The organism is Lactobacillus intestinalis (assembly GCF_024397795.1).
Taxonomy (GTDB): domain Bacteria; phylum Bacillota; class Bacilli; order Lactobacillales; family Lactobacillaceae; genus Lactobacillus; species Lactobacillus intestinalis.
In genome coordinates this window covers 415,690-438,124 of the sequence record NZ_CP072983.1, presented here as the reverse complement: position 1 = coordinate 438,124, position 22,435 = coordinate 415,690, and the positions used below count along the sequence as shown (strand labels likewise).

At 37.3% G+C, this 22,435-nt stretch carries 20 protein-coding genes; 2 read left to right on the top strand and 18 right to left on the bottom strand.

The genetic code is table 11. The features are described 5' to 3' along the window. The first annotated feature begins 14 nt into the window (after window positions 1–14). Window positions 15–425 (top strand): YslB family protein, encoded by a 411-nt coding sequence (locus tag KBW87_RS02255; RefSeq protein ID WP_057810242.1) that lies wholly within the window; start codon window positions 15–17, stop codon window positions 423–425. A 64-nt stretch (window positions 426–489) separates the two neighbouring features. Beyond that, window positions 490–855 (top strand): large-conductance mechanosensitive channel protein MscL, encoded by a 366-nt coding sequence (mscL, locus tag KBW87_RS02250; RefSeq protein ID WP_057810240.1) that lies wholly within the window; start codon window positions 490–492, stop codon window positions 853–855. 44 nt (window positions 856–899) lie between these two features. On the opposite strand, the gene trxA is transcribed toward mscL, so the two are convergent. From trxA to KBW87_RS02160, 18 genes are all read right to left on the bottom strand, one after another. Continuing rightward, a complete protein-coding gene (gene trxA, locus KBW87_RS02245) occupies window positions 900–1,211 on the bottom strand; it encodes a thioredoxin (protein ID WP_057810238.1) in 312 nt (103 codons plus the stop codon). Between the two features lie 77 nt (window positions 1,212–1,288). Beyond that, the gene (locus KBW87_RS02240; RefSeq protein WP_057810236.1) at window positions 1,289–3,643 is read right to left on the bottom strand and encodes an endonuclease MutS2; all 2,355 of its coding nucleotides are present in this window, start codon (window positions 3,641–3,643) and stop codon (window positions 1,289–1,291) included. Between the two features lie 55 nt (window positions 3,644–3,698). After that, window positions 3,699–4,010 carry a DUF1292 domain-containing protein gene (locus KBW87_RS02235; protein ID WP_004045415.1) on the bottom strand — a complete coding sequence of 104 codons (312 nt, stop codon included), beginning with the start codon at window positions 4,008–4,010 and terminating at the stop codon, window positions 3,699–3,701. A 2-nt stretch (window positions 4,011–4,012) separates the two neighbouring features. Next, window positions 4,013–4,441, bottom strand: a complete 429-nt coding sequence (gene ruvX / locus KBW87_RS02230) for a Holliday junction resolvase RuvX (protein WP_057810234.1) — start codon at window positions 4,439–4,441, stop codon at window positions 4,013–4,015. Beyond that, window positions 4,441–4,698, bottom strand: a complete 258-nt coding sequence (locus tag KBW87_RS02225; protein ID WP_004045418.1) for an IreB family regulatory phosphoprotein — start codon at window positions 4,696–4,698, stop codon at window positions 4,441–4,443. Before KBW87_RS02225 ends, ruvX begins: the two co-directional genes overlap by 1 nt. A 52-nt stretch (window positions 4,699–4,750) precedes the next feature. Continuing rightward, window positions 4,751–7,390: an alanine--tRNA ligase gene (gene alaS / locus KBW87_RS02220; protein ID WP_057810232.1), complete on the bottom strand. Its 2,640-nt coding sequence runs from the start codon at window positions 7,388–7,390 to the stop codon at window positions 4,751–4,753. Window positions 7,391–7,632: 242 nt separating this feature from the next. Next, window positions 7,633–8,994 (bottom strand): DEAD/DEAH box helicase, encoded by a 1,362-nt coding sequence (locus KBW87_RS02215; protein ID WP_057810230.1) that lies wholly within the window; start codon window positions 8,992–8,994, stop codon window positions 7,633–7,635. Next, window positions 8,987–9,940 carry a DHH family phosphoesterase gene (locus KBW87_RS02210; protein WP_057810228.1) on the bottom strand — a complete coding sequence of 318 codons (954 nt, stop codon included), beginning with the start codon at window positions 9,938–9,940 and terminating at the stop codon, window positions 8,987–8,989. The genes KBW87_RS02215 and KBW87_RS02210 overlap by 8 nt, the downstream gene beginning before the upstream one ends. 58 nt (window positions 9,941–9,998) lie before the next feature. Further along, window positions 9,999–11,135: a DNA polymerase IV gene (gene dinB, locus KBW87_RS02205; protein ID WP_083478864.1), complete on the bottom strand. Its 1,137-nt coding sequence runs from the start codon at window positions 11,133–11,135 to the stop codon at window positions 9,999–10,001. Further along, the gene (gene zwf / locus KBW87_RS02200) at window positions 11,128–12,579 is read right to left on the bottom strand and encodes a glucose-6-phosphate dehydrogenase (protein WP_004045425.1); all 1,452 of its coding nucleotides are present in this window, start codon (window positions 12,577–12,579) and stop codon (window positions 11,128–11,130) included. Before zwf ends, dinB begins: the two co-directional genes overlap by 8 nt. 103 nt (window positions 12,580–12,682) lie before the next feature. Beyond that, window positions 12,683–13,147, bottom strand: a complete 465-nt coding sequence (gene yajC, locus KBW87_RS02195; protein ID WP_057810224.1) for a preprotein translocase subunit YajC — start codon at window positions 13,145–13,147, stop codon at window positions 12,683–12,685. A 63-nt stretch (window positions 13,148–13,210) separates the two neighbouring features. Then, the gene (gene ruvB, locus KBW87_RS02190; RefSeq protein ID WP_057810222.1) at window positions 13,211–14,227 is read right to left on the bottom strand and encodes a Holliday junction branch migration DNA helicase RuvB; all 1,017 of its coding nucleotides are present in this window, start codon (window positions 14,225–14,227) and stop codon (window positions 13,211–13,213) included. 49 nt (window positions 14,228–14,276) lie between these two features. After that, window positions 14,277–14,864 carry a Holliday junction branch migration protein RuvA gene (ruvA, locus tag KBW87_RS02185; protein WP_057810220.1) on the bottom strand — a complete coding sequence of 196 codons (588 nt, stop codon included), beginning with the start codon at window positions 14,862–14,864 and terminating at the stop codon, window positions 14,277–14,279. Between the two features lie 5 nt (window positions 14,865–14,869). Next, a complete protein-coding gene (mutL, locus tag KBW87_RS02180) occupies window positions 14,870–16,726 on the bottom strand; it encodes a DNA mismatch repair endonuclease MutL (protein ID WP_057810218.1) in 1,857 nt (618 codons plus the stop codon). Continuing rightward, on the bottom strand, window positions 16,726–19,287 hold the full coding sequence (gene mutS, locus KBW87_RS02175; protein ID WP_157055133.1) for a DNA mismatch repair protein MutS: 2,562 nt from the start codon (window positions 19,285–19,287) through the stop codon (window positions 16,726–16,728). Before mutS ends, mutL begins: the two co-directional genes overlap by 1 nt. 132 nt (window positions 19,288–19,419) lie before the next feature. Continuing rightward, window positions 19,420–19,683, bottom strand: a complete 264-nt coding sequence (locus KBW87_RS02170) for a hypothetical protein (protein WP_057810214.1) — start codon at window positions 19,681–19,683, stop codon at window positions 19,420–19,422. Window positions 19,684–19,861: 178 nt separating this feature from the next. Next, complete coding sequence (locus KBW87_RS02165; protein WP_057810212.1) at window positions 19,862–21,256, bottom strand: SLAP domain-containing protein; 1,395 nt, start codon at window positions 21,254–21,256, stop codon at window positions 19,862–19,864. Between the two features lie 75 nt (window positions 21,257–21,331). Beyond that, a complete protein-coding gene (locus tag KBW87_RS02160) occupies window positions 21,332–22,318 on the bottom strand; it encodes a helveticin J family class III bacteriocin (RefSeq protein ID WP_057810210.1) in 987 nt (328 codons plus the stop codon). Window positions 22,319–22,435: the final 117 nt, after the last annotated feature.

Below are 22,435 nucleotides of genomic sequence, written 5' to 3'. Positions count from 1 at the left end.
GGGATGAAAAACATATGCAAAATAACACAGAACACTCTAATGAACATGTATATTTTATTAATCAGCTCTACCGGGACTTTTTATTACCAACCATTTTAGGTAATGATAATGCGACTATTCTTTATTGGGCTGGCAAACGAATTTCTCGCCATTATGATATTGCAAGCTTCGATGATTTGGCAGAATTCTTTAATATGGCGGAATTTGGCCAATTATCTCGAACTAAAGAACGCCGCTCATCAGTGACTTTTGAATTAACCGGTCAAAGTGTAGAAGATCGTTTAAATAGCGACAGTAAGGAATTTGCCTTAGAAAGTGGCATGATTGCCGAAGCTGTTCAAAAAGAAACTGGCAAAACTTGCGAAAGTGAAATTACAATTTTAGATAGAGAAAACAAAGTTCAATTTTTAGCACGTTTTAGCTAATTTCTAGCCTATTGTATTTTCTTCCTGTATACTTTAAATATATAAAACAGGAGGGATACAGGCAATGTTTAAAGAATTCAAACAATTTATTGCACGTGGCAACGTCATTGATCTAGCTGTTGGTGTCATCATTGGAGCTGCCTTCACTTCTATTGTGAAGTCTCTTGTTTCCAATATCATCAATCCGCTAATCGGAATATTTATCGGTAAAATTGATCTATCGAATCTGGTATTGAAAGTGGGAGACGCCACTTTCAAATATGGTAGTTTTATCAATTCGGTAATTAATTTCCTAATTATTTCCTTCATAGTATTTTTAATTGTAAAAGCAGTTAATAAAATTACTAAAAAAGAAAAGAAGGAAGCTGGTCCTACTGCAGAGGACTACTTAAAAGATATACGTGATTTATTAGAAAGCAAAACAGAGTAAAACAAAAAGACGGAGTGGTTAAGCCGCTCCGTCTTTATTTTTCATTAATCTGTGTATTGATCTAAGATTTGGTTAAGCTTTTCCTTTGGAGTGTAACCAGTCAAACGATCAACAATTTGACCATTTTTCTTAATAAGCAAAGTAGGAATCGCCATAATACCTAAATCTTTAGCAGTTTCTTGATTTTGATCAACGTCCATCTTAGTGAACTTAACATCTTGTCTTTCTTCTGCCAATTGGTCAATAACTGGTGATTGCATCTTACATGGACCACACCAAGTTGCCCAAAAGTCAGTCAAAACAACACCATTATCAGTTTCTTCAGCAAAATTTTGGTCTGTAATTTCTTCAACCATGATTATTACCTCTCATCAATTATATAGTTCTTTGATTAAACTATAACAGTATTGCTTACTTTTCACAAGTAAAATGCTTACTTTAATTGAACAATTGTGGCTCCGTTTCCACCTTGATTTGCCGGAGCGTAATTAAAGCTCTTTACATGGCGGTTGCTGCGTAAATATTGCCACACCCCAGTCCTAATTGCACCGGTACCGATACCATGAATAATGGTCACTATATCAAGTCCAGCCAAAAGAACTGAATCAAAGTAACGGTCTAAATTAGTCATCGCTTCATCATAGCGTTGCCCTCTTAAATCGAGCTCGCTACGCGCATTGCTTCTTCTCAAAGCACTGGTTGCTCTAACTTGCGGAGCTTGTTTCTTAGGAGCATCAATTTTTTCAACATCACGATCGCTAACTTTTACTTTCATGATTCCCATTTGAACTTCATACTCATGATCGGAAAGCTTCTTTGTAATAGTCCCTGTTTGCCCATATGAGAGGACTTTTACCTTATCCCCTACACTTACATTATGACGTCTCTTTTCACGCTGTAAAACCTTATTATGAGCCAAATTCTGGGCTTGACGTTCTAGGCTATTCAATTCACCTTTTGCATCAATAATCTTATTTTCTTTAATTTGAACCCCGTTTTTGCGTTCATTTTCAAGGCGTTCAATAATTTGGTCTGCTTTCTTTCGTCTTTTAGCAACGATTTCGTTAGCACGCTCTTGAGCAAAATCAAGCTGCTTTTGAACTCTTTGATTGTACCAATCCAAGGCATCCTGCAACTTCTTCTCAAGTTTTTGACTGCGATCAAGACTAGTTTCTAAGCGACTACGTGCGCTAGTTGCTGCCTTTGTTTGTTCATTTAAGCGCTCAATCATATTGTTAATGTCAGAATCTTCATCCTTCATCAATTTTTGAGCATTTTTTACTACATCTTCACGCATCCCTAAACGACGCGCAATTGCAAAAGCATTACTATGGCCGGGAATTCCAATTTGCAAACGATAAGTTGGCGACAAAGTCTTTAAGTCAAATTCCATCGAAGCATTCGTGGTTCGCTCTCGATTATAGCCATAAAGCTTCAATTCAGGATAGTGCGTAGTAACCATAATTTTGGCATCTTTTTTACGTAAAAAGTCCAAAATACTGATGGCCAAACTAGCCCCTTCTTCTGGATCAGTCCCGGCTCCAATCTCATCAATTAAAACCAAGGTTTGATCATTAACGTTTTTCATAATGGCAATAATGTCATTAATATGTGAAGAAAAAGTACTCAATGATTGTTCAATTGATTGTTCATCACCGATATCGGCATAAACCTGCTTGAAAACTCCAACCTTACTATTTTCTTCAGCTGGAATAAACAAGCCAGATTGAGCCATCAATTGAATCAAGCCAGCCGTCTTTAAAGTAATAGTCTTACCACCAGTATTAGGTCCAGTAATTAACATTGTGTCAAATTCTTCACCCAAGTAAATATCATTAGGCACAACTTTTTCAGGATCAATTAACGGATGGCGTGCCTTACGCAAATAAAGCGAATTATCATGGTTTAAGCTGGGTTCGGTTGCTTTCATTTCCTTGGCAAGTTTAGCCTTAGCTTGCAAAAAGTCGAGCTCAGATAAGGAGAATGCAATTTCATTCAAATTTTCAATATCTTCACGAGCCATTGAAGACAAATGCTTTAAAATATTGTGAATTTCTTGTCGCTCTTGAGCCATCAAGTTCTGTTGACGGTTATTTAAATTCAAAACTGCTTCAGGTTCCACAAACAAAGTTTGACCACTGGCACTTTGATCGTGAACCACTCCACCAAATTTACCTCGATATTCTTGCTTAACCGGAATAACATAACGATCGTCACGAATAGTTACAATTTGTTCAGACAGATATTTACTGCTATTACCTTTAGTGTAGCTATCCATCTTATTCTTGATTTCTTCTTCATTACTTTTAATGTCATGACGAATTCTAGCTAAGGCACTCGAAGCACTATCAAGAACTTCCCCATCAAAGTCAACTGACTTTTTTAATTGGTTGAATAATGTGTCTGGAACAACCAATTTGTCTAAAATTTCATCAATTGCCGATAAATCGATATCTTCATCTAAATCTTCCAAAAAGCCATTAATTTCACTAGCTAGACTTAAAATCAATAAAATATTACCAAATTCTTGTGCATTCAAGTTTGCCTTGACACTTAAACGCTTAGTACTTGGCTTTACATCTTTAAAATCTGTTAGAGGAAGTTGTCCTTTAATTCTCAATAAATTTGCCAAAGCTAAAGTTTGCTTCAAGCTTTTTTCTACTTTATCAAAATCTGTTTTTGGCTTTAAATTGGCAGCTTTTTCTTTAGCAGGAGCAGTAATTGCTAAAGAACTCAAGCGATTAGTAATTTGTTCAAATTCTAGGATCTTTAAAATTTTACTGTTCATTTATTATTTTTATTCCTTATTAACAAAAAGAGGCCGGCTAAGCCAAACCTCTTCTTTATTCACCACTTAAACGGTCATCATCAAGGAAAGTATTCAAAACTCCTTGAACCATGTCCCATTCTTCATCTGATGTAATTTCATGCAAGTCACTACTTGTGACGTCTCCTGCATCATCTGCATCGTAGCTGAAAGCTTGAACTTCAATGTCTTCGCCTTCACCTACAGCTGCAGGATAGAGAAGAACATATGACTTATCATAATCATCAGAATGGAAAGTGAATAAAATTTCGTATAATTCTTCATTGCCTTGATCATCAACCAAGGTAATCTGACGATCCTTATCGTCACCTTTATTAACTTCTACCATAATTAATCCTTTCGGTGTAAGTCTAAATAATTTTGCAAGATGAGTACAGCTGCCATTTGATCGATCACTTCTTTACGTTTTTTACGATCGTGAATTCCAGCTTCTTCGATTAATACTCTTCTTGATTCAATCGTCGTTAGGCGTTCGTCAGAATAATAAACTGGTAAGCCAAATTTATCTTCAAGTCTTTTTCCATAAGCTTTACTTCTGGTAACAGATGCCCCATCAGTTCCATCCATATTTTTAGGTAAACCTAGGACAAAACCTTCAGGATCATATTCACGCACAAGTTTTTTAATTGAGCGCATCCCAAAATTAAACTTACTTTCATCAATTTGAATGGTTTCTAGTTTTTGGGCAGTATATCCCAGTTCATCACTTACCGCCACGCCAACTGTTTTAGAACCAACATCTAATCCTATTAAACGCATTATTTATCCTTACCAAGATAACTCTTCACAAGTTCCTCAATAATTTCATCACGTTCATGCTTAAGAATTAAATTACGGGCATCATTGTGCCGTGGGATATAAGCCGGATCGCCAGAAAGTAAGTATCCTACAATCTGGTTAATTGGGTTATAGCCCTTTTCTTCAAGCGCATTGTAAACATCTTGCAGAGTATCATAAACATTTTTTCCTTTATTTTGATTAAAGTCAAAATGCATTGTCTTATCTAGCGAGCTCATAATTATTCCTCCTGTCACAATTTTACTTGAAAAAAGAATTAAACTCAATTAATTAATTTTTAGAAATTTCATTAATTACAGCTTCAATAGCGTCATTTAAGCCTTCTGGCTTCTTACCACCAGCTTGGGCCATATTTGGACGACCACCGCCGCCACCGCCAAAGATTGGAGCAGCGATCTTAATTAAATCTCCAGCTTTAAGGCCCTTATCCAAAGCCTTATCGCCCAAGCTAATAATCATGTTAGCTTTACCATCATTTTCAGCAGCTAATACTAAAACGTCTGACTTATTTGAACTCTTCCAGTTATCAGCAAGTTCACGTAAGTCCTTCATTCCATCAACATCAGCTACTTCTGCAATAACAGTAAGATCGTTAACATCCTTCACATTGTTAAACAAGTCTTTTGACTTAGCGCTATTGATTTGCTTGTTTAATTCTTCAACTTGCTTTTGGCTGTCGTGCAAGTCACTTTCAAGTGAATCAATCTTATCAATAATATTTTCAGCCTTAGTTGCTTTAACTTCTTCTTGAATATCATCAAGTAAGCTTGAACGTTCTGCTAAGTATTCATAAGCCTTCTTAGAAGTTACAGCTTCAATTCTACGCATCCCTGCACCAACTGCAGATTCAGAAGTGATCTTAAAGATACCAATTTGGCTAGTGTTAGAACAGTGAGTTCCTCCACAGAATTCAGTTGAAAAGTCATCTATTTGAACTACCCGAACCTTGTCACCATATTTACCATTAAACAAGGCTAAAGCACCCATCTTGCGTCCAGTTTCTGGATCGGTAATAGTAGTTTCTACATTGATAGCTTCCCAAATCTTTTGGTTTACTAATTCTTCAACTGACTTGAGTTCACGTGGAGTCATTGGATCCATAGCAGTAAAGTCAAATCTTAAGTAGTCAGGTTCTACAAGTGAACCAGCTTGGTGAGTATGATCGCCTAATACTTGACGAAGAGCTGCGTGAAGCAAGTGAGTTGCAGTGTGAGAATGACGAAGTCCCTCACGACGTTCCTTGTCAATCTTAAGAACGTATTCTTGACCCTTTTCAAGTGGCAAAATCACATCAACAAAGTGTAAGTTTTGATCATTTGGTGCGTGTTGAACATCAGTAACTTTAGCGACTAACTCGCCATCTTGGTTGTAAATATCACCATGATCAGCTACTTGTCCCCCACGTTCTGCGTAAAATGGAGTTTTATCAAAGACTAAGGTAGCTTGTTCACCTTCAGCTTTATCAACTAGCTTGTCATCAACAACAATATCAATCAATTTAGCGTGTGGTTCTTCATAAACACCATATTCAAATTCTGACTTATCCTTTAAGTTCATTAAAGTTAAATCTTGTGAACCCATTGATTGCAAGTCACCACGTGCCTTTCTTGCACGATCTTTTTGAGCTTGCATTTCCTTATCAAAGCCATCTTTATCAACATTTAAGCCTGCATCTTGTGCAGATTCAAAAGTTAATTCATATGGGAAACCATAAGTATCAAACATCTTAAAGGCATCTTTACCAGAGATAGTCTTTTCTTCTGAATTTTGAGCTTTATCAATTAAATCATCAAGCAAACTCAAACCAGTATCAAGAGTTGATTGGAATCTTTCTTCTTCGTTTTGAATAACGTTTTGAATGAATCCTTGTTGCTCCGTAACTTCTGGATAGTGGCTTTCCATAATTTTGCCAACAACTGGAACAAGCTTGTAAAGGAAAGCGCCCTTGATGCCAAGACGTTGACCATTTAAATCAGCACGACGGATCAAACGACGTAAAACGTAACCACGGCCAGAGTTTGAAGGAAGAGCACCATCAGCAATTGCAAAACTTACTGCACGAACGTGGTCAGCAATAATCTTAAATGCAGTGGTATCTTCATCATTTTCACCGTATTTCTTACCGTCAGTCATTTCTTCAGTAGCGTGAATGATTGGCAAGAAGAGGTCAGTTTCAAAGTTAGTTGGTGCATCTTGCAAAATTGAAAGTACACGTTCAAGACCCATACCTGTATCGATGTTCTTATGAGGTTGATCAACGTACTTACCGTTTGGCAAGTGGTTGTATTGTGAAAATACGATGTTCCAAATTTCAAGGTAACGAGCATTTTCACCACCTGGGAAGTTTTCTGGATCGTCTTCAGCAACATCATTGTTTTCTTGACCACGATCATAGAAAATTTCAGTATCAGGACCACATGGACCTTCACCAATATCCCAAAAGTTATCTTCAAGCTTCACAATATGATCTTCTGGCATCCCTGCTTTTACCCAAACCTTGAATGAGTCTTCATCTTTTGGATAAACAGTACAGTAAAGCTTTTCCTTTGGTAAACCAAGCCAATCAGGACTCGTTAAAAATTCCCATGCCCAAGGAATAGCTTCATCTCTAAAGTAGTCACCCACAGAAAAGTTACCAAGCATTTCAAAGAAAGTTTGGTGACGAGCAGTTTTACCAACATTTTCGATATCATTAGTTCTAATTGACTTTTGTGAACTAGTAATTCGGTGATTCTTTGGCACAACTGAACCATCAAAGTACTTCTTCATAGTAGCAACCCCAGAGTTAATCCATAAAAGGGTTGGGTCGTCTTCTGGAATAAGTGATGCACTAGGCATAATCATGTGACCATGATCTTTGAAAAAGTCTAAAAACATTTGACGAAACTCAGAACTAGTTAGTTTCTTCATATTTTTTATCTCCCTAAAATAAAATAAAAAACACCATTGCTTAATTCAAGGACGCAGATTCACGCGGTACCACCTTGATTGCAACAGTGCTTGTTACCTCTTAATTATCTTAATTGAAAACTTAAAGGAGCATCTTGTTAAAGTATATTAAGCTTTTCTCACCCTTCAGCTCTCTCTTTGAAATATACATTTAAAAGACATATCTTAAGCTGAAAATAATTGTACTACTTGCTCGTTTTTTGTCAACGTCCTTGTTCACGGCGACGCTTTCTTTGGCGCTTAGCTTTTCTGATTTCATGACGTTGTTCAAGCTTACGTTTTTGACGATTGTCTTCGGCAATTGCACGCTTGATCTTCTTCTTGTAACCAGGCTTACGTTTTCTCTTTTCTTTTTTAACGTAGCCAACAAGCTTCGTATCAAGCTTGCGGTTCTTAGATTGACGATTATCGCGACGACGATAGTGCTTTCTAGGAACCAGTTCACCATTTTTAATTTCTACAAAGTCAAAATGAACGCCCATTTTTTCAAGCTCTTCAATGCGGCCCATTTCTTCTTCACGCATTAAAGTAATGGCATGACCTGACAATCCATTTCGACCAGTACGGCCAATTCGGTGAATAACAAATTCCAAATCTCTTGGAACTTCGTAATTAATTACCAAACTAACCCCGTCAATATCAAGACCGCGCGCAGCCAAGTCACTAGCTACCACGTATTGGAATTGACCTTGTTCTACTTGGCGCAAAGTTCTTTTTCTTTCACGTTCGGTAATTCCGCCGTGAATTTTGGCTACTTTCATCCCTTGACTTTGCAAATAATCAGTAATTTCATCAACTTTTTGCTTAGTATTTGCAAAAACTAAGGCTAAATATGGTTGTCCCATGGTCAAAAGCTCTTGCAAAACGCGCTTTTTATCTTTTGAACCGACATCAAGCAAATCATTTTTGATCGTTGGCGCAATAATTGCTGGATTATCAATAATGATTTCATCGGGATGAGCCATATATTTACGTAAAAAGTTAGAAAGCTTAACTGGAATAGTTGCAGAAAAGGCCGCAAACAAAACATCCTTAGGAAGTTTAGAGGCAACTTTATCGATGTCTGCCAAGAAGCCCATATCTAACGTCATATCGGCTTCATCGATTACAAAGACTTTTACTTGATCAACACTAAAAATCTTCTTTTCTACAAAGTCAAGGAGTCTTCCGGGAGTTGCAATAATCAGTTGTGGCTTCTTATTTTGAATTTTTTCTAATTGACGTTCACGATCAACTCCACCAGCCAAGTGTTCAATTGAAATATCTAAGCCAGAGTTATCGCGCAATTGACGCGCTACTTTATATAATTGATCAGCTAATTCTCGACTTGGCGCAGTGATAATAGCTTGAACGTAGTCAGAGTTTTCATCAATTTTATTTAAAACAGGTACTAAATAAGCATGGGTTTTTCCAGAACCAGTAGCAGCTTGTACCACTACATTTTGGTTAGAAAGCATAGCTGGAATAACCTCTTCTTGTACCTTAGTAGGTTTATCAAAATGAATCTTCTTTAAACCAGCTTGTAATTCTGGTCTAATTCTTGAATCAGTAAAAATATTATTCATGTTCCTCTTTATACTTCTTAGTTACATCAACTAACTCATCAAATATTTGCTTAACTTCATCCATATCCTTGGCATTTGCACCAGATGCTAAAGCATGACCGCCGCCATCGTGCTTTTCGGCCAATTGGTTAATAACTGGGCCCTTTGAACGGTAGTGAACACGGAAAGTGCCATCTGGCTTTTGAACAAAGAGATTCCAAGCTAAGATATCCTTGATTCTACCTGGTGTAGAAACTGCGACTGAAGTTTGTTCATAATTTACACCTAACTTCTTCAAGTCATCTTGAGTAAGTACAGCATAAGCAGCTCCATCTTTAACAGTCATGTTTTCAAGAACCATAGCTTGAAGCTTAGCTTGTTCAAAAGTTACATCGCTCAAGCGACGGGCAATTTCAGTAATGTTAATGCCAGTTGAGGCAAGTTCGGCTGCAATTTCAAAAGTATGAGCTGAAGTTTCAGGATACATAAAACGTCCAGTATCGCCCACAAGCCCTGCGTAAAGTGGGTAAGCAATTTCCTTATTCATTGGTAAGTTTTCTTTATTAATAAAGTCAACAATGATTTGACAAGCTGCTGGCGCATCAGGATCAACGTAACTCATATCAGCATATGGATCAACGTCTGGGTGGTGGTCGATCTTAATCAAAAAGTCACCTTGGTCATAAAGCTTGTTAGAAATACGTGGAGTATTAGCTGTATCAGTAGTAATTACTAAAGCACCTTCATAATCAGCTGCCTTTACTTCATCCATGTGATTAATCCAAGCTAAATCGCCTTCATCATTTTCACCAGCACAAAGAATCTTCTTTTCAGGAAATTTTTCGCTTAGTGAACGTGCCAAACCAGCTTGTGAACCAATTGCATCTGGATCTGGACTGGTGTGACGGTGAATTATAATCGTTGGATATTGTAATATTTTTTCATAAATGTCATCAAAACTACTCATGATTTTCTTCCCTTCCTTGAGTCTGTTCTACTACTAGTTTACCAAAAAATGAGCCAAGTTAGTCTTCTATCGCATTGAACAAATTAATTTGTGAATATGATTCTTGTTCCAAATTTGTTGCAGAAACTCCTAAAAGACGAATTCCAATATTTAAAAATTCCGGCAACGCCAAAAACATCTCTCGTGCTAGATCAAAAATGACATGGCTATTTTGAGTAGGATGTTTGAGCATTTTTCTTCGTGTCATCGTCCTAAAATCCGCATCCCTAATCTTCAAAACCACACATTTTGTCGACAAGCTTTGCTTATTTAATGCTTCTGCAACTTCGCTACTAAATATTCGCAAATTAGTTAGTGCTTTTTGCTGGTCAAAGATTAAAGGCTCAAAAGTACGTTCCTTCCCAATTGACTTACGTTGGCGTTCGCCTTGAACTGGGCTCAAATCAATTCCGCGCGAGTGCATTGCTAAAACATATCCCTGCTTTTTAAAGCGATCTATTAAGAAATGTACACTCTGTTTTTGTAAATCGGAGCCAGTATTAATTCCCATTTGACGTAAAATCTCTTGAGTTTTCTTACCAATTCCAGGGAATTTTTTAATGTCTTGCATTCCTAAAAAATCTAAAGCTTCATCTGGCAAGATAACAGTTTTTCCAAAAGGCTTGGCATATTCAGAGCCCATTTTAGCTAAAAACTTATTATAACTTACTCCAAACGAACACGTTAATTTCAATTCTTCATAGATCTTTTTTTGCATATAATTGCCAAGCTCGATTGCTGTACAATCGCCGAGCTTGTTTTCAGTTACATCTAAATACGCTTCATCTAAAGCCACTGATTCCACTCGATCAGTAACTTCATGCATAATTTTGTGAACTTGGGCTGAAACTGCTCGATATTTTTCAAAATTAGGTGGCAAAAAGACTAATTTATCGGATGGGATCCTTTTTATAGCTTTAATAGCTGGCATCGCACTTCCAACTCCATATTGACGAGCAAAATAATTTGCGGTAGTAATTACTCCGTGGCCGTTATGTTTACGCGGATCACGAGCAATAATTAAAGCCTTGTGGCGATATTCAGGGTGATCACGCATTTCTACAGAAGCGTAAAAGGCATCCATGTCGAGATGGATAATCCGACGATGGATGTCATTTTTAGGTAATAAATTTTCTGAATGATCTATCTTACTCATAAATCCAATGTCCAGTTGGAGATTCAAAAATGCGATCAGCTTCTTTTGGTCCCATTCTGTATGGAGGATATTGAACAATATCTGGGTTGCCAGCTTCGTTTTCTTTCTTCCAGGCATCTTCAACTGCATCAATAAATTCCCAGTATCTCTTTAATTCTGCCCAATGAGTAAAGTTGGTCGAATCATTAACGAAGACGTCATGAAGCAATCTTTCATAACCATCTGGAACCTTGGCCATCTCCTCTTTTGAAAAGGCGTAGGTTAGGTTTTCACGCCGGATGCCGTCTGTATCAATCTTCTTACCATTGATAGTAATGTAAAGCTTACTTTGAGGATCAATTTCAATCGTAATATTGTTTGAATGTACACCACCATATGGGGTATTAGCATGCTTTAAAACAATATCAATACGGTTTTTCTTTTCCTTAAATTCCTTACCAGTTCTAAAGTAGATTGGGACATCTTTAACAGGACCCTTCTTGAATTTAGTTTCACCAGCAACGAAAGTTTCAGTAGTTGAATTTTCATCGACCTTAGGTTCTTTACGATAAGCAAAAGTAGTATCACTACCCGCATATTGGCCCCGCACAAAGTGCTTCTTTACATCCTCTGGGGTTGGAATAACTAAACTATCAAGCAACTCTTGTTTGGCTTGGTGGATACTTTCGGCGTCAATTGCCTTAGGTTCTGGCATTGCCAACAAGGTAATAATTTGGAAAATGTGGTTTTGAACCATATCGCGAAGGGCACCTGATGTTTCATAATATTCACCACGAGCTTCAACACCAAGTCTTTCAGCCAAGGTAACTTGAATATTCTTGATGTTGTCACTATTCCAAATATTTTTAATTAATGGATTGGTAAAACGAAGTGGCAAGATATTTTGAATCATTTCTTTACCCAAGTAGTGATCAATTCTAAAGATTTCATCTTCTTTGAATGAAGCAGTAATTTGCTTATTTAATTCTTCAGCTGACTTCAAATCACGACCAAATGGCTTTTCAACAACAATTCTGTTAAAGCCGCTACCAGTTAACTTTTGATCATTAATATGGGTTGCAATAGTCCCAAAGAAGCGTGGAGCCATTGCCATGTAGAACAATCTATTGCCTTGAGCGCTATAACGATCATCCAGCTCTTGAGCCAAATTCTTCAAAGTTTCATAGTGTTCAACATTAGTAACATCATGAGATTGATAGTAGAAGTGGCTAGCAAAGTTCTTCAAACTGTTTTCATCAACCTCGTTATGAGTTTCATGAACAGCATCAACTACTTGTTGACGCAAATAGTCGTGTGACCATGGGCGACGAGCCGTTCCAATTACAGCAAAATTATCATGAATTAATCCTTGTTCATACAAATTGAACAAAGCCGGGTACAATTTTCGATGAGCCAGATCCCCACTACCACCAAAAATAATCATTACAACTGGAATATTCTTCATAGTCTAAGTACTTCCTTCTTAAATTTAGTGTCTAACTATTTTTATTTTACAACAAGCTTTATTTTAGAAAAACAAAAAAAGCGTTGTTCAAACGCTTTTTGAATTACTTAGTAGCAGAATCCGAATCTTGGGTCTTTTCTGCTTTAGCTTTTTCTGCAGTTTCTTTAGCTGCATCAGCCTTTTCTTCTACTGCTGGTTTTGCTTCTTCAGTAGCTTGCTTTTCTTCTGCTGGCTTTTCAGCAGTTGCTTCTTCAGTTGTAGTTTCGGCAGCTGGGATAATTTGACGGACAGCCATTCTACTAAAAGTTAAGTAGATCCCGTCAGCATCAACAACAATAGTCTTGTCCTTGTTGTTAATTGAATCAACCTTAGCATGCAAACCGTCTACCAAGATAACTTTGTCACCTTTTTTCAATTGATCCATCATTTGCATTCTCTTTTGTTGTTGCTTCTTTTGAGGACGAATCATCCCGAAGTAAGTAAATCCAATCAAAACTACAAATAATAAGATCATCATCATATTGTTGCCAGCGGCTCCGCCGTTAGCTGCTAAAAATAAAGTATTCAAATTAGACACCTCATAAATTTTTTTACCTGTATAGTCAATTATACCTAAAAAAACAACTTTGTACTACTTTTTACCAGGAATAGGAAGGCCTAATTGCAAATATGCTTTTTCCGTGACGACTCTTCCACGCGGAGTAAGTAAAATAAATCCTTGTTGAAGCAAATATGGCTCGTATAAAGATTCAATTGTTTCAATATCTTCACCGATATTAGCAGCTAAAGTTCTAATACCAACAGGACCTCCACGATAACCTTCAATCATAGTTCTTAAGATACGACGATCCGTTAAATCGAGTCCCTCATCATCAACTTGCAGCTGTTTTAAGGCATACGTTGTGGTTGCAAGGGAAATTGTATCTTCGCCTTTAACTTCCGCAAAATCTCTAACTCTCTTTAATAAACGGTTAGCCACACGCGGGGTCCCTCTTGATCTTCTCGCAAGTTCAATGGCTGCTTCGGGGGCAATTTTTGTATGGAAAACTTCACTAGATCTTTCAACAATTTCTTTAAGTTCTTTAACAGTGTAGTACTGCATATGCTCCACAATTCCGAAACGATCACGCAAAGGTGCAGATAATTGCCCAGCAAGAGTGGTGGCCCCAATTAAAGTAAAGGGTGGTAGTGGGACGTGGACTGCGTGCGTAGTTTGTCCTTCACCAATCACGATATCGATATAATAGTCTTCCATTGCCGAATAAAGTACTTCTTCAACCGGCTTAGCTAAACGGTGAATTTCATCAATAAATAGAACGTCTCCAGGATCTAAATCTGACAAAAGTGCTACTAAGTCACCCGCTTTTTCAATAGCTGGTCCACTAGTACTTTTCAAGTTTACCTCTAGTTCATTGGCAATTACAAAAGCCAACGTAGTTTTACCAAGTCCTGGCGGTCCATACAAAAGAACGTGATCGAGTGCTTCATCACGCTGTTTAGCAGCTTTGATATAAATTGCCATTTCTTTTTTTACACGTTCTTGGCCTAAATATTGGCTTAAACTTTGCGGACGCAAAGTCAATTCCATCTGTTCTTCTGAAGCATTTTCAACTTCGCCTGAAGTCACAGAATCATCTTTTGGTGTCATTTTTTCACTTCCTCAACTTTACAAACTTGTGTTCATTATAACAGATTAATTACTTCTTAAGTAATAAAGCCAAGCCTTTTTTAATATATTCGTCAGCAGTCTTAGCATTATATTCTGCAAGTTTTGGCGTAATCTTATCGACCTCTTTTTTAGTGTAGCCTAACGCAATCAAAGCCAAAAGTGCATCATTCAAAGCTGGAGAAACACTTTTATCTACTTGACGATCAAGTTTTTGAACATAGTCACCGAGCTTGCCCTTTAAATCAAGCACAATTTGAGAAGCAGTCTTTTTACCCACTCCTGGAAAGCGTGTTAAGTATTTAACTTCCCCTTGTTCGATGGCTTCGGCCAAAGAATCACTATCTTCAGCCGCCATAATTGCTAGGGCAGATTTTGGTCCAATGCCACTTACACTAAGCAGCTTTAAAAATAGTCCTTTAGCCTCCATACTTTGAAAACCATAAAGAGTAAAGCCATTATTATCACTAAAGTTTTGTTCAATATATACTTTAGCTTTTTCTCCCTCTTTATAAGCAAATGGAGTTGGACTGAACACTTTATACCCTACGCCATTTACATCTACGACAATGTAACTTGGAGTGACAAGTTCAATTACACCTTCTAAATATTCATACATCTTTTTTATCCCTTTTTAAACATTTTTTGGATTTCGTTTTGTCTGATTCTAACGATGATTAAATTACCTTCCGGATCATGATAAGGATCAGAACTTTTTCGTAATTTAGTCAAAATATTCTGCGCTTCAACCGCCGAAAGTTTAATTCTTCCGCTAACTTCCTTATGAGCTTGCTTTATCGCGATATCCTTAAATAAATTGGTAGCCTCACTCTTATTCACATTTAGATATGAATCTAAAATTTCACGCAAACTACTCTCAACATCTCCCTGAATCCAAGTTGGATAGGATCTAATAATGAAGCTATCCTGACCAAATTCCTCTAGATGAATCCCAATCTTAGCGATTTCATCTAATTTGTTCTTGATCTGAATAAAGTCTAAATTGTTAAAATCGAGCACAATTGGGGCTAACAGACCTTGTTCATAGATCTTCTTATTTAAAATTGTCTCTTGAATTTTCTCAAAAGATAAACGGCGCCGAGCAGCAACTTGATCTACCAAATAAAGATCATCATTATTTTGAGCAATAATATAAGAATTAATCTGGCCAGTAAAAGTCAGATACGGCAAATTATTAGCCAAAGTTTCATCCCCAACTGAAACTAAATCTGTTGAAGCAATTTCATTAAAAGGCGACAGCTGCATTTGCTTTTGAACATTTTCCTGCCAAGTGCTAGTAATAATGTAGCGACTATCTTCGCGTGGAGTGTTCAAATCAACATATTTAGCTTTTACCATCGGCTTTATTGGCACTTTTTCTTCATGGACTTCAGGCTTACGCTTGGTTGTCACCACGTCTTTATTTAAATTAAATTTCAACTGATCAACCAAAGTTGGCTTAGAATTCGTCTTTAAATTATCTAGCCCACTTTCCGCATTATTAATAAAAGCGTCACTAATTGCGGTAGTAATTAAGCGACTAAGCTCCTTTTCCTTAGACAAGCGTACTTCCTGCTTGGTTGGATGAACGTTGACATCGACTAGCAAAGGATCAACATTAATACGAACAATGGCGACAGGATAATGCTTAGTTCCCAGGCGTGAACCATAACCATCCATAATTGAGTTAAGCAATTTAAAGTTTTTGATATAGCGTCCATTCAATAAAATTGACATAAAATTACGCGTTGATCTGGTAAGCTCAGGTTTTGATAAAAGACCATTAATCTCAAAATCCGGATCGTCTGCTTTGAATTCAACCATTTTTTCGGCAATATGGCGCCCATAGACATTGGCTGCGGTCTGCTTCAAATTACCGTTCCCAGGGGTTCTTAACAAAACTTTCCCCTTATTCGACAGAGTAATCGAAATTTGCGGATAACCTAAAGCAATCCGATTCACGATGTCTACTATCTTCATAATTTCCGTACGCGGACTCTTTAAATACTTCAGACGAGCTGGTGTATTAAAAAATAGATCCCTAACAGTAATCTGCGTACCTTTTCTTGCAGCCGCATCTTCTTGACTCTTTTTAACTCCACCACTAAAAGCGGCTCTAGCACCAATATGCTCGCCATCACTAGTTAAAATTTCCGCATGACTAACAGCCGCAATCGAAGCTAAAGCTTCTCCTCTAAAGCCCAAAGTTGCAACTTTAAAAAGATCGTGTTCATTATTAATTTTACTAGTAGCGTGACGGGTAAAGGCCAATTCAATTTGATCAGGGCTAATTCCTGAGCCGTTATCTTGAACTACAATCTGCTTTAACCCAGCCTCAATAAAATCAATCCGAATTCGTGTACTGCCAGCATCGATTGAATTTTCGATTAATTCTTTAACCACACTTGCGGGACGTTCAATTACTTCTCCGGCCGCAATCTGGTTGGCTAAATTTTCAGATAATTCATGAATCTGTGCCACTATTTTTCATCCTTTAAATCTTTTTGCCAATCAGCCACTAATTGCATTACTTCAAGTGGCGTTTTATCTGCTAAGTACAAATTAGAAATTTCATCTAAAATATCTTTTTCAGCTTCGCTCGTCTCATCTACTTCTGGCTCTTCAACTTTCGGTGCAGGCTCATTAAACAAGTCAAGCTGCTGACTAGCTGGAGCCAGTTCACTGCCTTGAGCTTCAAGGCGCTTTAAAAGCTTAGTTGCTTCACGCAAAACTGCCTTGGGTAAACCCGCAAGCTGGGCAACGTGAATCCCGTAACTTTGATCAGCGGGGCCTGGCAAGATTTTATGCAAGAAAATCAACTTGCCATTTTCTTCAGTAGCACCAACATGGATATTCTTCAGATGGTCTAAACTATCCTCCAAATCAGTCAATTCATGATAGTGCGTCGCAAACAAAGCCTTAGCACCAACCTTGTCGTGCAAGTATTTTACAATCGCACCCGCGAGTGCCATGCCATCGTAAGTTGCGGTTCCACGACCGATTTCGTCAAACAAAACTAAACTGCGCTTAGTTGCATATTGCAAGGCATCATTTGCTTCGCTCATTTCCACCATGAAGGTACTTTGACCAGAAATCAAGTCATCGGCCGCACCAATTCGGGTAAAAATTTGATCAAAAATTGGTAAATCAGCTTGCTCAGCTGGCACAAAAGAGCCGACTTGGGCCATAATCGCAATCAGCGCCATTTGACGCATGTAGGTACTTTTACCGGACATATTAGGTCCTGTAATTAAGAAAATATTGGTGCCATTATCCATTTCGACATCGTTTGGGATGTAGGAGCCGGCAGTCATGACCTTTTCAACAACGGGATGTCGCCCAGCAATGACGCTAATATCTTGATTGTCTGTGTGGAAGTTAGGCTTAACGTAATCATTTTGCTCGGCAACAGTCGCAAAGCCGCAGTAAACATCTAGAGCTGCTAATTGATTACCCAATTTTTGTAAAGCGGGGATATACTTCTTAACTTCCTCACGCAATTTTACAAACAAATCGTATTCCAAATCAGTTGAACGCGTTTGAGCTTCCATGATTAAATTTTCATGTTCCTTAAGCTCTGGGGTAATGTAACGTTCAGCATTGGTCAAAGTCTGCTTGCGTGTATAACGATCAAGCGGCACCTTGCTCTTATTACCGTTAGAAACTTGAATATAATAGCCAAAGACCTTGTTGTAGCCAACCTTTAAATTGTCAATGCCAGTCTTTTGACGTTCATCAACTTCCATTTGAGCAAGCCACTTCTTACCGTTATTCATTGCATCCCGATAACGATCAAGTTGTGCATCAACGCCTTCTCGAATTAAACCACCTTCTGTAGTCAAAATTGGTGGATCCTTTACAATCGTAGTTGAAATCAATTCTGCCACACCCTTTAAAGGATCGATTTGATCAGCAAAATTATTCAAAGCTGGACTGTTGTCTTGCTTTAAAGCTTCCAAAATGACCGGTACCGCATCCAGGGACCGTGATAATTGCAAAAGCTCCCGCGCATTCACATTTCCAAAGGCAATCCGCCCTGTTAAACGTTCCAAATCATAAACACCCTTGAGGGCATCAATCACATTTTCACGCGTGAAATAACCATCAAACAGAGCTTGTGTCATCTCTTGCCGCTTTTCAATTTCTTCAACTGATAAAAGTGGGCGCGCTAGCCATTGTTTAAGAAGACGTCCACCCATGGCGGTGTGAGTTTTATCTAAAACCCAGAATAAGGATCCCATCTTTTTGCCAGTTTTAGCAGAAGCAATCAATTCCAAGTTGTTTTGCACAGTATGTGACATCTGCAAGTATTGGTTAACTTCATAGCTTTTGGCAATTTGCAGGTGGGCTAGGCTTCTTTTTTGTGTAGATAAAAGATAGCTAATCAATTGACGCGTTGCTTCTTTTTCAGCATTGCTAGTTAAGCTTTGTTCGACGTAAGAAATTTCTGCATGCTCGCCTTCGAGCTTCACTGGTTCAGAAACGGTAATGTTAGCCTTATGCATGAAATCGCGATCTTTTTCCGAAAGTGGGCCATTATACACCACTTCGCGCGTTCTAAGTGATAAAAGTTCATTAGAAACAGCCGCAAAATCCTTCAAATGGGTCGCATACACTTCCCCAGTTGACAAGTCGCTGTAGGCTAATCCAAAACCGGACTTGGTAGTAACCACTGAAGTTAAATAGTTAGAATCCTTGGCATCATTTGGACCTTCATTCATCATGGTACCAGGAGTGACCAATTGGATGATTCCACGCTTGACCATTCCTTTGGCCTTTTTTGGATCTTCAAGTTGCTCGCAAAGTGCCACCTTGTAGCCTTTTTCAACCAAAGTATTCACATAGTTGTCGACAGCCATATGCGGCACACCAGCCATTGGGATTGGATTTTCAGTTTTGTTAGAACGGTGGGTCAAGGTTAATTCAAGAATCTGCGCACCTTTGACCGCATCATCTTCAAACAATTCATAAAAGTCACCCACACGATAAAAAAGAAAAGCATCAGGGTACTGCTTCTTAATTTCATAATATTGCTCCATCATCGGAGTAGTACTTGACTTAGCCAAATGAATTCCTCTTTCTTCAAAATAAATAGTGCTGTTAACTATTATAAGGCAATGGCAAAAAACAGCAAAAATAAACCAACGCATTATTTGTACGTTGGTTTGGTATTGTTATTTTTTCTTTTTATGTTTTTCCCTAATTACGGCGATGAGAGCTAAGCCATTTACAACAAGTAGAAATAACCCGCCAAATAGAAGCTCACTGCTCCAAAATTCTTCTGTTGCATTGGCAAAGCTTGTCTTGTAAAGCATCATTCCGTAACTATCATAAAGATTTTCAAAAGTAATGAAAATAATTCCCACAATGTTAACTAATAGTAGGAATCCTTTCCCACTTTTGGTTAATTTTAAAAATAGATTCTTTAAGTGTTTCATAGATTTTTGGAAGACTTTTTATCCTTTTTAAATTTTCTGACTTGAACTACAAGTCTAATTTCAATAACAAATAATTCAATAGCTAATATTCAACAGAGAGCTTTAGCAAAAATGATTTTCAAGAAATATACTTTTTACAAAAAATACACTCTAGCATTTCACTAGAGCGTATGAAGAATTATTCAAAATTTGAAACTCTTACATAACGCTTATGCGTCTTCGTAGCTCCTTCGATTCGGTAGTAACGTTTACCATTCTTGAATTTGTAAGAACCACCATAAGTAGTGACCTTTGTGCCTTTCTTCAAGACCTGACGATCAGCCCGACGCGTACTTGTTGCGTAAACATAAGCATTATGCTTTAAAGTACGCTTGATTCCATCAATATTAGACACCTTCAAATAATCGCTAGTATAGGTACCATCTTTTTCAAAAACTTGATAATATTTTCCACCTTTAAACTCTACTGGTGTACTTTTTACGTAAATCTTCTTAAAGGCTGGATAGTGACGATACTTGCTTCCACCACCCAAAGAATATGCTAATGCACGATGCATGATGGTCTTTTCAACAATTTTAGGTGCTGGATAAGGATTTGCAAGATACATAGTTTGAAACCAGACGCCGTCTTTTTTATTCGAAGTGGGATAAATACGCGTATAAGAAACGCCATTTTCAATTTTAGTTTCATTGCCTATGTAATATTCTGCTCCTTGAACAAAAGTCCGATACCCTTCAGGTGCTGCCACCCAGTCACTTGGCATAAGATTTAACTTTTGCTTACCTTCAGGACTAACCAAGATTGTGAAAGAGATTATTGAAGATTTTCCTTCAGAATTAGTTGCTTGTAATTGTACCAATCCAAAACTGCCCGATTTCGTGGTATCAACATCATTTTTCAATACTTTAATATTTACGTTTTTAGAATCACTTGCAGACCCAGTAGCCATAATTTTATAAGTAGACCCGTTGCTTCCAATAAAATTTAATGAATTAAACTTAGAAGTTTTAGCAATTTGGAAAGTCATGCTATTAGGATTAAGAGTTTGCTTCTTTCCATCTTGGATATATTCCAATTGGAACTGAGGTGCATTCTTAACTTCACCCGTTCCAAATGGTACTTTCACAGTCGTATTTTTACGATCGCCTGCTTTATTAACATATGACCCCGTAAGCTTTAAAGTAAAACCCGTAATTGGCGCAATAATTTTAGCAGCAGATCTTTCTCCACCTACAAATGAAACATTTTGGTCACGCAACTGATTTGCAATCTCAGAAGGATCATAATTTACATCTGTTGTAGAATTAGGGCCAGTCAATTTTACTGTTTCTTTAGCAGCCTGGTAAATTTCATAAAGAGTTTCTCCCTCCTTAACAGGAAGTCCCTGTTTTAATGGGACAATTCCATTATCTGGAATTTTTTCATCATTATAAGTAAAATATATTTCACTATTTTTAACAGAATTTGACGTCATAGTCGCATTCGTAGCCGCACTTACGGGGGTAGTTATTAATGGACTAATTGTAAGTAATGCCGCACTTGCTAAACTTATTATCTTTATTTTCTTATTCATATAAATTTTCCTTTCAAAAAAATGTAATCGACAAATATTTGTCGATTACATCATTATAATTAATGCACTTCTGTCTTACCAGCTTACTCTATAAATTCGATTCATGACAGTTAAATTATCTCCAACTTCATGATATGCAATAGTTACGTATACATCATTATCACTAATTAATTGTAGTCCTTCAGGTTCAATAATATAGCCATTTTCATTGGTTCCATCTAAAGGAATCTCACTCCATTGATACTTTTCTGTAGTATTCCATGGAATCTTTATAATTTTTCTTGATTTATCTGTTTTATAACCATCAGTCCCAGGACCAAATCCACTTGAAACATAAATATTATTAGCTCCATTATCAATATCATATCCTTGAAGAGAACCAATTTTTGAAGAATCAGTAATATTAGGAATTCTAAATGATTTCTGTAAATCTAAGCTTCTAATATCTACATCAGGAATTATTCCATTAGAAACATGATATTGAGAATCTGTCAACTTATCATTGGCTTGTTTCATACTATAAACTGAGAAGTAGCCATTTCCAGTTTGATCCACACTGGCAATTAATAAGCTTTGATAGTCTGGTGAAACCGCTGCTTCTACTCTTTTCATATCAATATGGAATTCTCCAGCATAATTTAAGTGAGACAAGCGTGGAAGTTTAATATTTTCATAAATTCTTGTTCCATCAGGAATATGAACACGAGTAATTTGAATAGTCCAATCGTCTTTACTTGGTTTTGTACCTACTAACCAATCTCCAGATCGACCTGCATATTCCCAAGTTTGAGTATGTCCGCCAGCAGTATAGTCCCCTTGTCCAATAAGTCTTAAAACCGGATCATTTTTTGCAAATGCAACGTCAGTCTGACGCCGACCACGAAATACATAAATATTATGCCCATTATGAAGCAACTGTAGAGCATAAACGTAGCTTTCTCCAACATTTCCTTTTTGAACAACTACATGATAGAGATCATCATCTCCATCGCCCGGTAGACTGGGCTGATAGTGATTCAGATTATAAGCCAAACTTATATTAGGATTAGTAATTCTTACCACAATAATGCCTCAGAAATGTATTTCTTTACATAACAATATATTAAGCTAGCTGTCTAATTCATTATGTTTGGAACTAGCTTCTACTATAAATATTACATAAATTTAGCGAAGTATTGA

Bases quoted from the DNA above. Each gene is read 5' to 3' on its own strand.
- KBW87_RS02255 (WP_057810242.1), top strand. From the start codon at position 15: ATGCAAAATAACACAGAACACTCTAATGAACATGTATATTTTATTAAT.
- mscL (WP_057810240.1), top strand. From the start codon at position 490: ATGTTTAAAGAATTCAAACAATTTATTGCACGTGGCAACGTCATTGAT.
- trxA (WP_057810238.1), bottom strand. From the start codon at position 1,211: ATGGTTGAAGAAATTACAGACCAAAATTTTGCTGAAGAAACTGATAAT.
- KBW87_RS02240 (WP_057810236.1), bottom strand. From the start codon at position 3,643: ATGAACAGTAAAATTTTAAAGATCCTAGAATTTGAACAAATTACTAAT.
- KBW87_RS02235 (WP_004045415.1), bottom strand. From the start codon at position 4,010: ATGGTAGAAGTTAATAAAGGTGACGATAAGGATCGTCAGATTACCTTG.
- ruvX (WP_057810234.1), bottom strand. From the start codon at position 4,441: ATGCGTTTAATAGGATTAGATGTTGGTTCTAAAACAGTTGGCGTGGCG.
- KBW87_RS02225 (WP_004045418.1), bottom strand. From the start codon at position 4,698: ATGAGCTCGCTAGATAAGACAATGCATTTTGACTTTAATCAAAATAAA.
- alaS (WP_057810232.1), bottom strand. From the start codon at position 7,390: ATGAAGAAACTAACTAGTTCTGAGTTTCGTCAAATGTTTTTAGACTTT.
- KBW87_RS02215 (WP_057810230.1), bottom strand. From the start codon at position 8,994: ATGAATAATATTTTTACTGATTCAAGAATTAGACCAGAATTACAAGCT.
- KBW87_RS02210 (WP_057810228.1), bottom strand. From the start codon at position 9,940: ATGAGTAGTTTTGATGACATTTATGAAAAAATATTACAATATCCAACG.
- dinB (WP_083478864.1), bottom strand. From the start codon at position 11,135: ATGAGTAAGATAGATCATTCAGAAAATTTATTACCTAAAAATGACATC.
- zwf (WP_004045425.1), bottom strand. From the start codon at position 12,579: ATGAAGAATATTCCAGTTGTAATGATTATTTTTGGTGGTAGTGGGGAT.
- ruvB (WP_057810222.1), bottom strand. From the start codon at position 14,227: ATGACACCAAAAGATGATTCTGTGACTTCAGGCGAAGTTGAAAATGCT.
- ruvA (WP_057810220.1), bottom strand. From the start codon at position 14,864: ATGTATGAATATTTAGAAGGTGTAATTGAACTTGTCACTCCAAGTTAC.
- mutS (WP_157055133.1), bottom strand. From the start codon at position 19,287: ATGATGGAGCAATATTATGAAATTAAGAAGCAGTACCCTGATGCTTTT.
- KBW87_RS02170 (WP_057810214.1), bottom strand. From the start codon at position 19,683: ATGAAACACTTAAAGAATCTATTTTTAAAATTAACCAAAAGTGGGAAA.
- KBW87_RS02165 (WP_057810212.1), bottom strand. From the start codon at position 21,256: ATGAATAAGAAAATAAAGATAATAAGTTTAGCAAGTGCGGCATTACTT.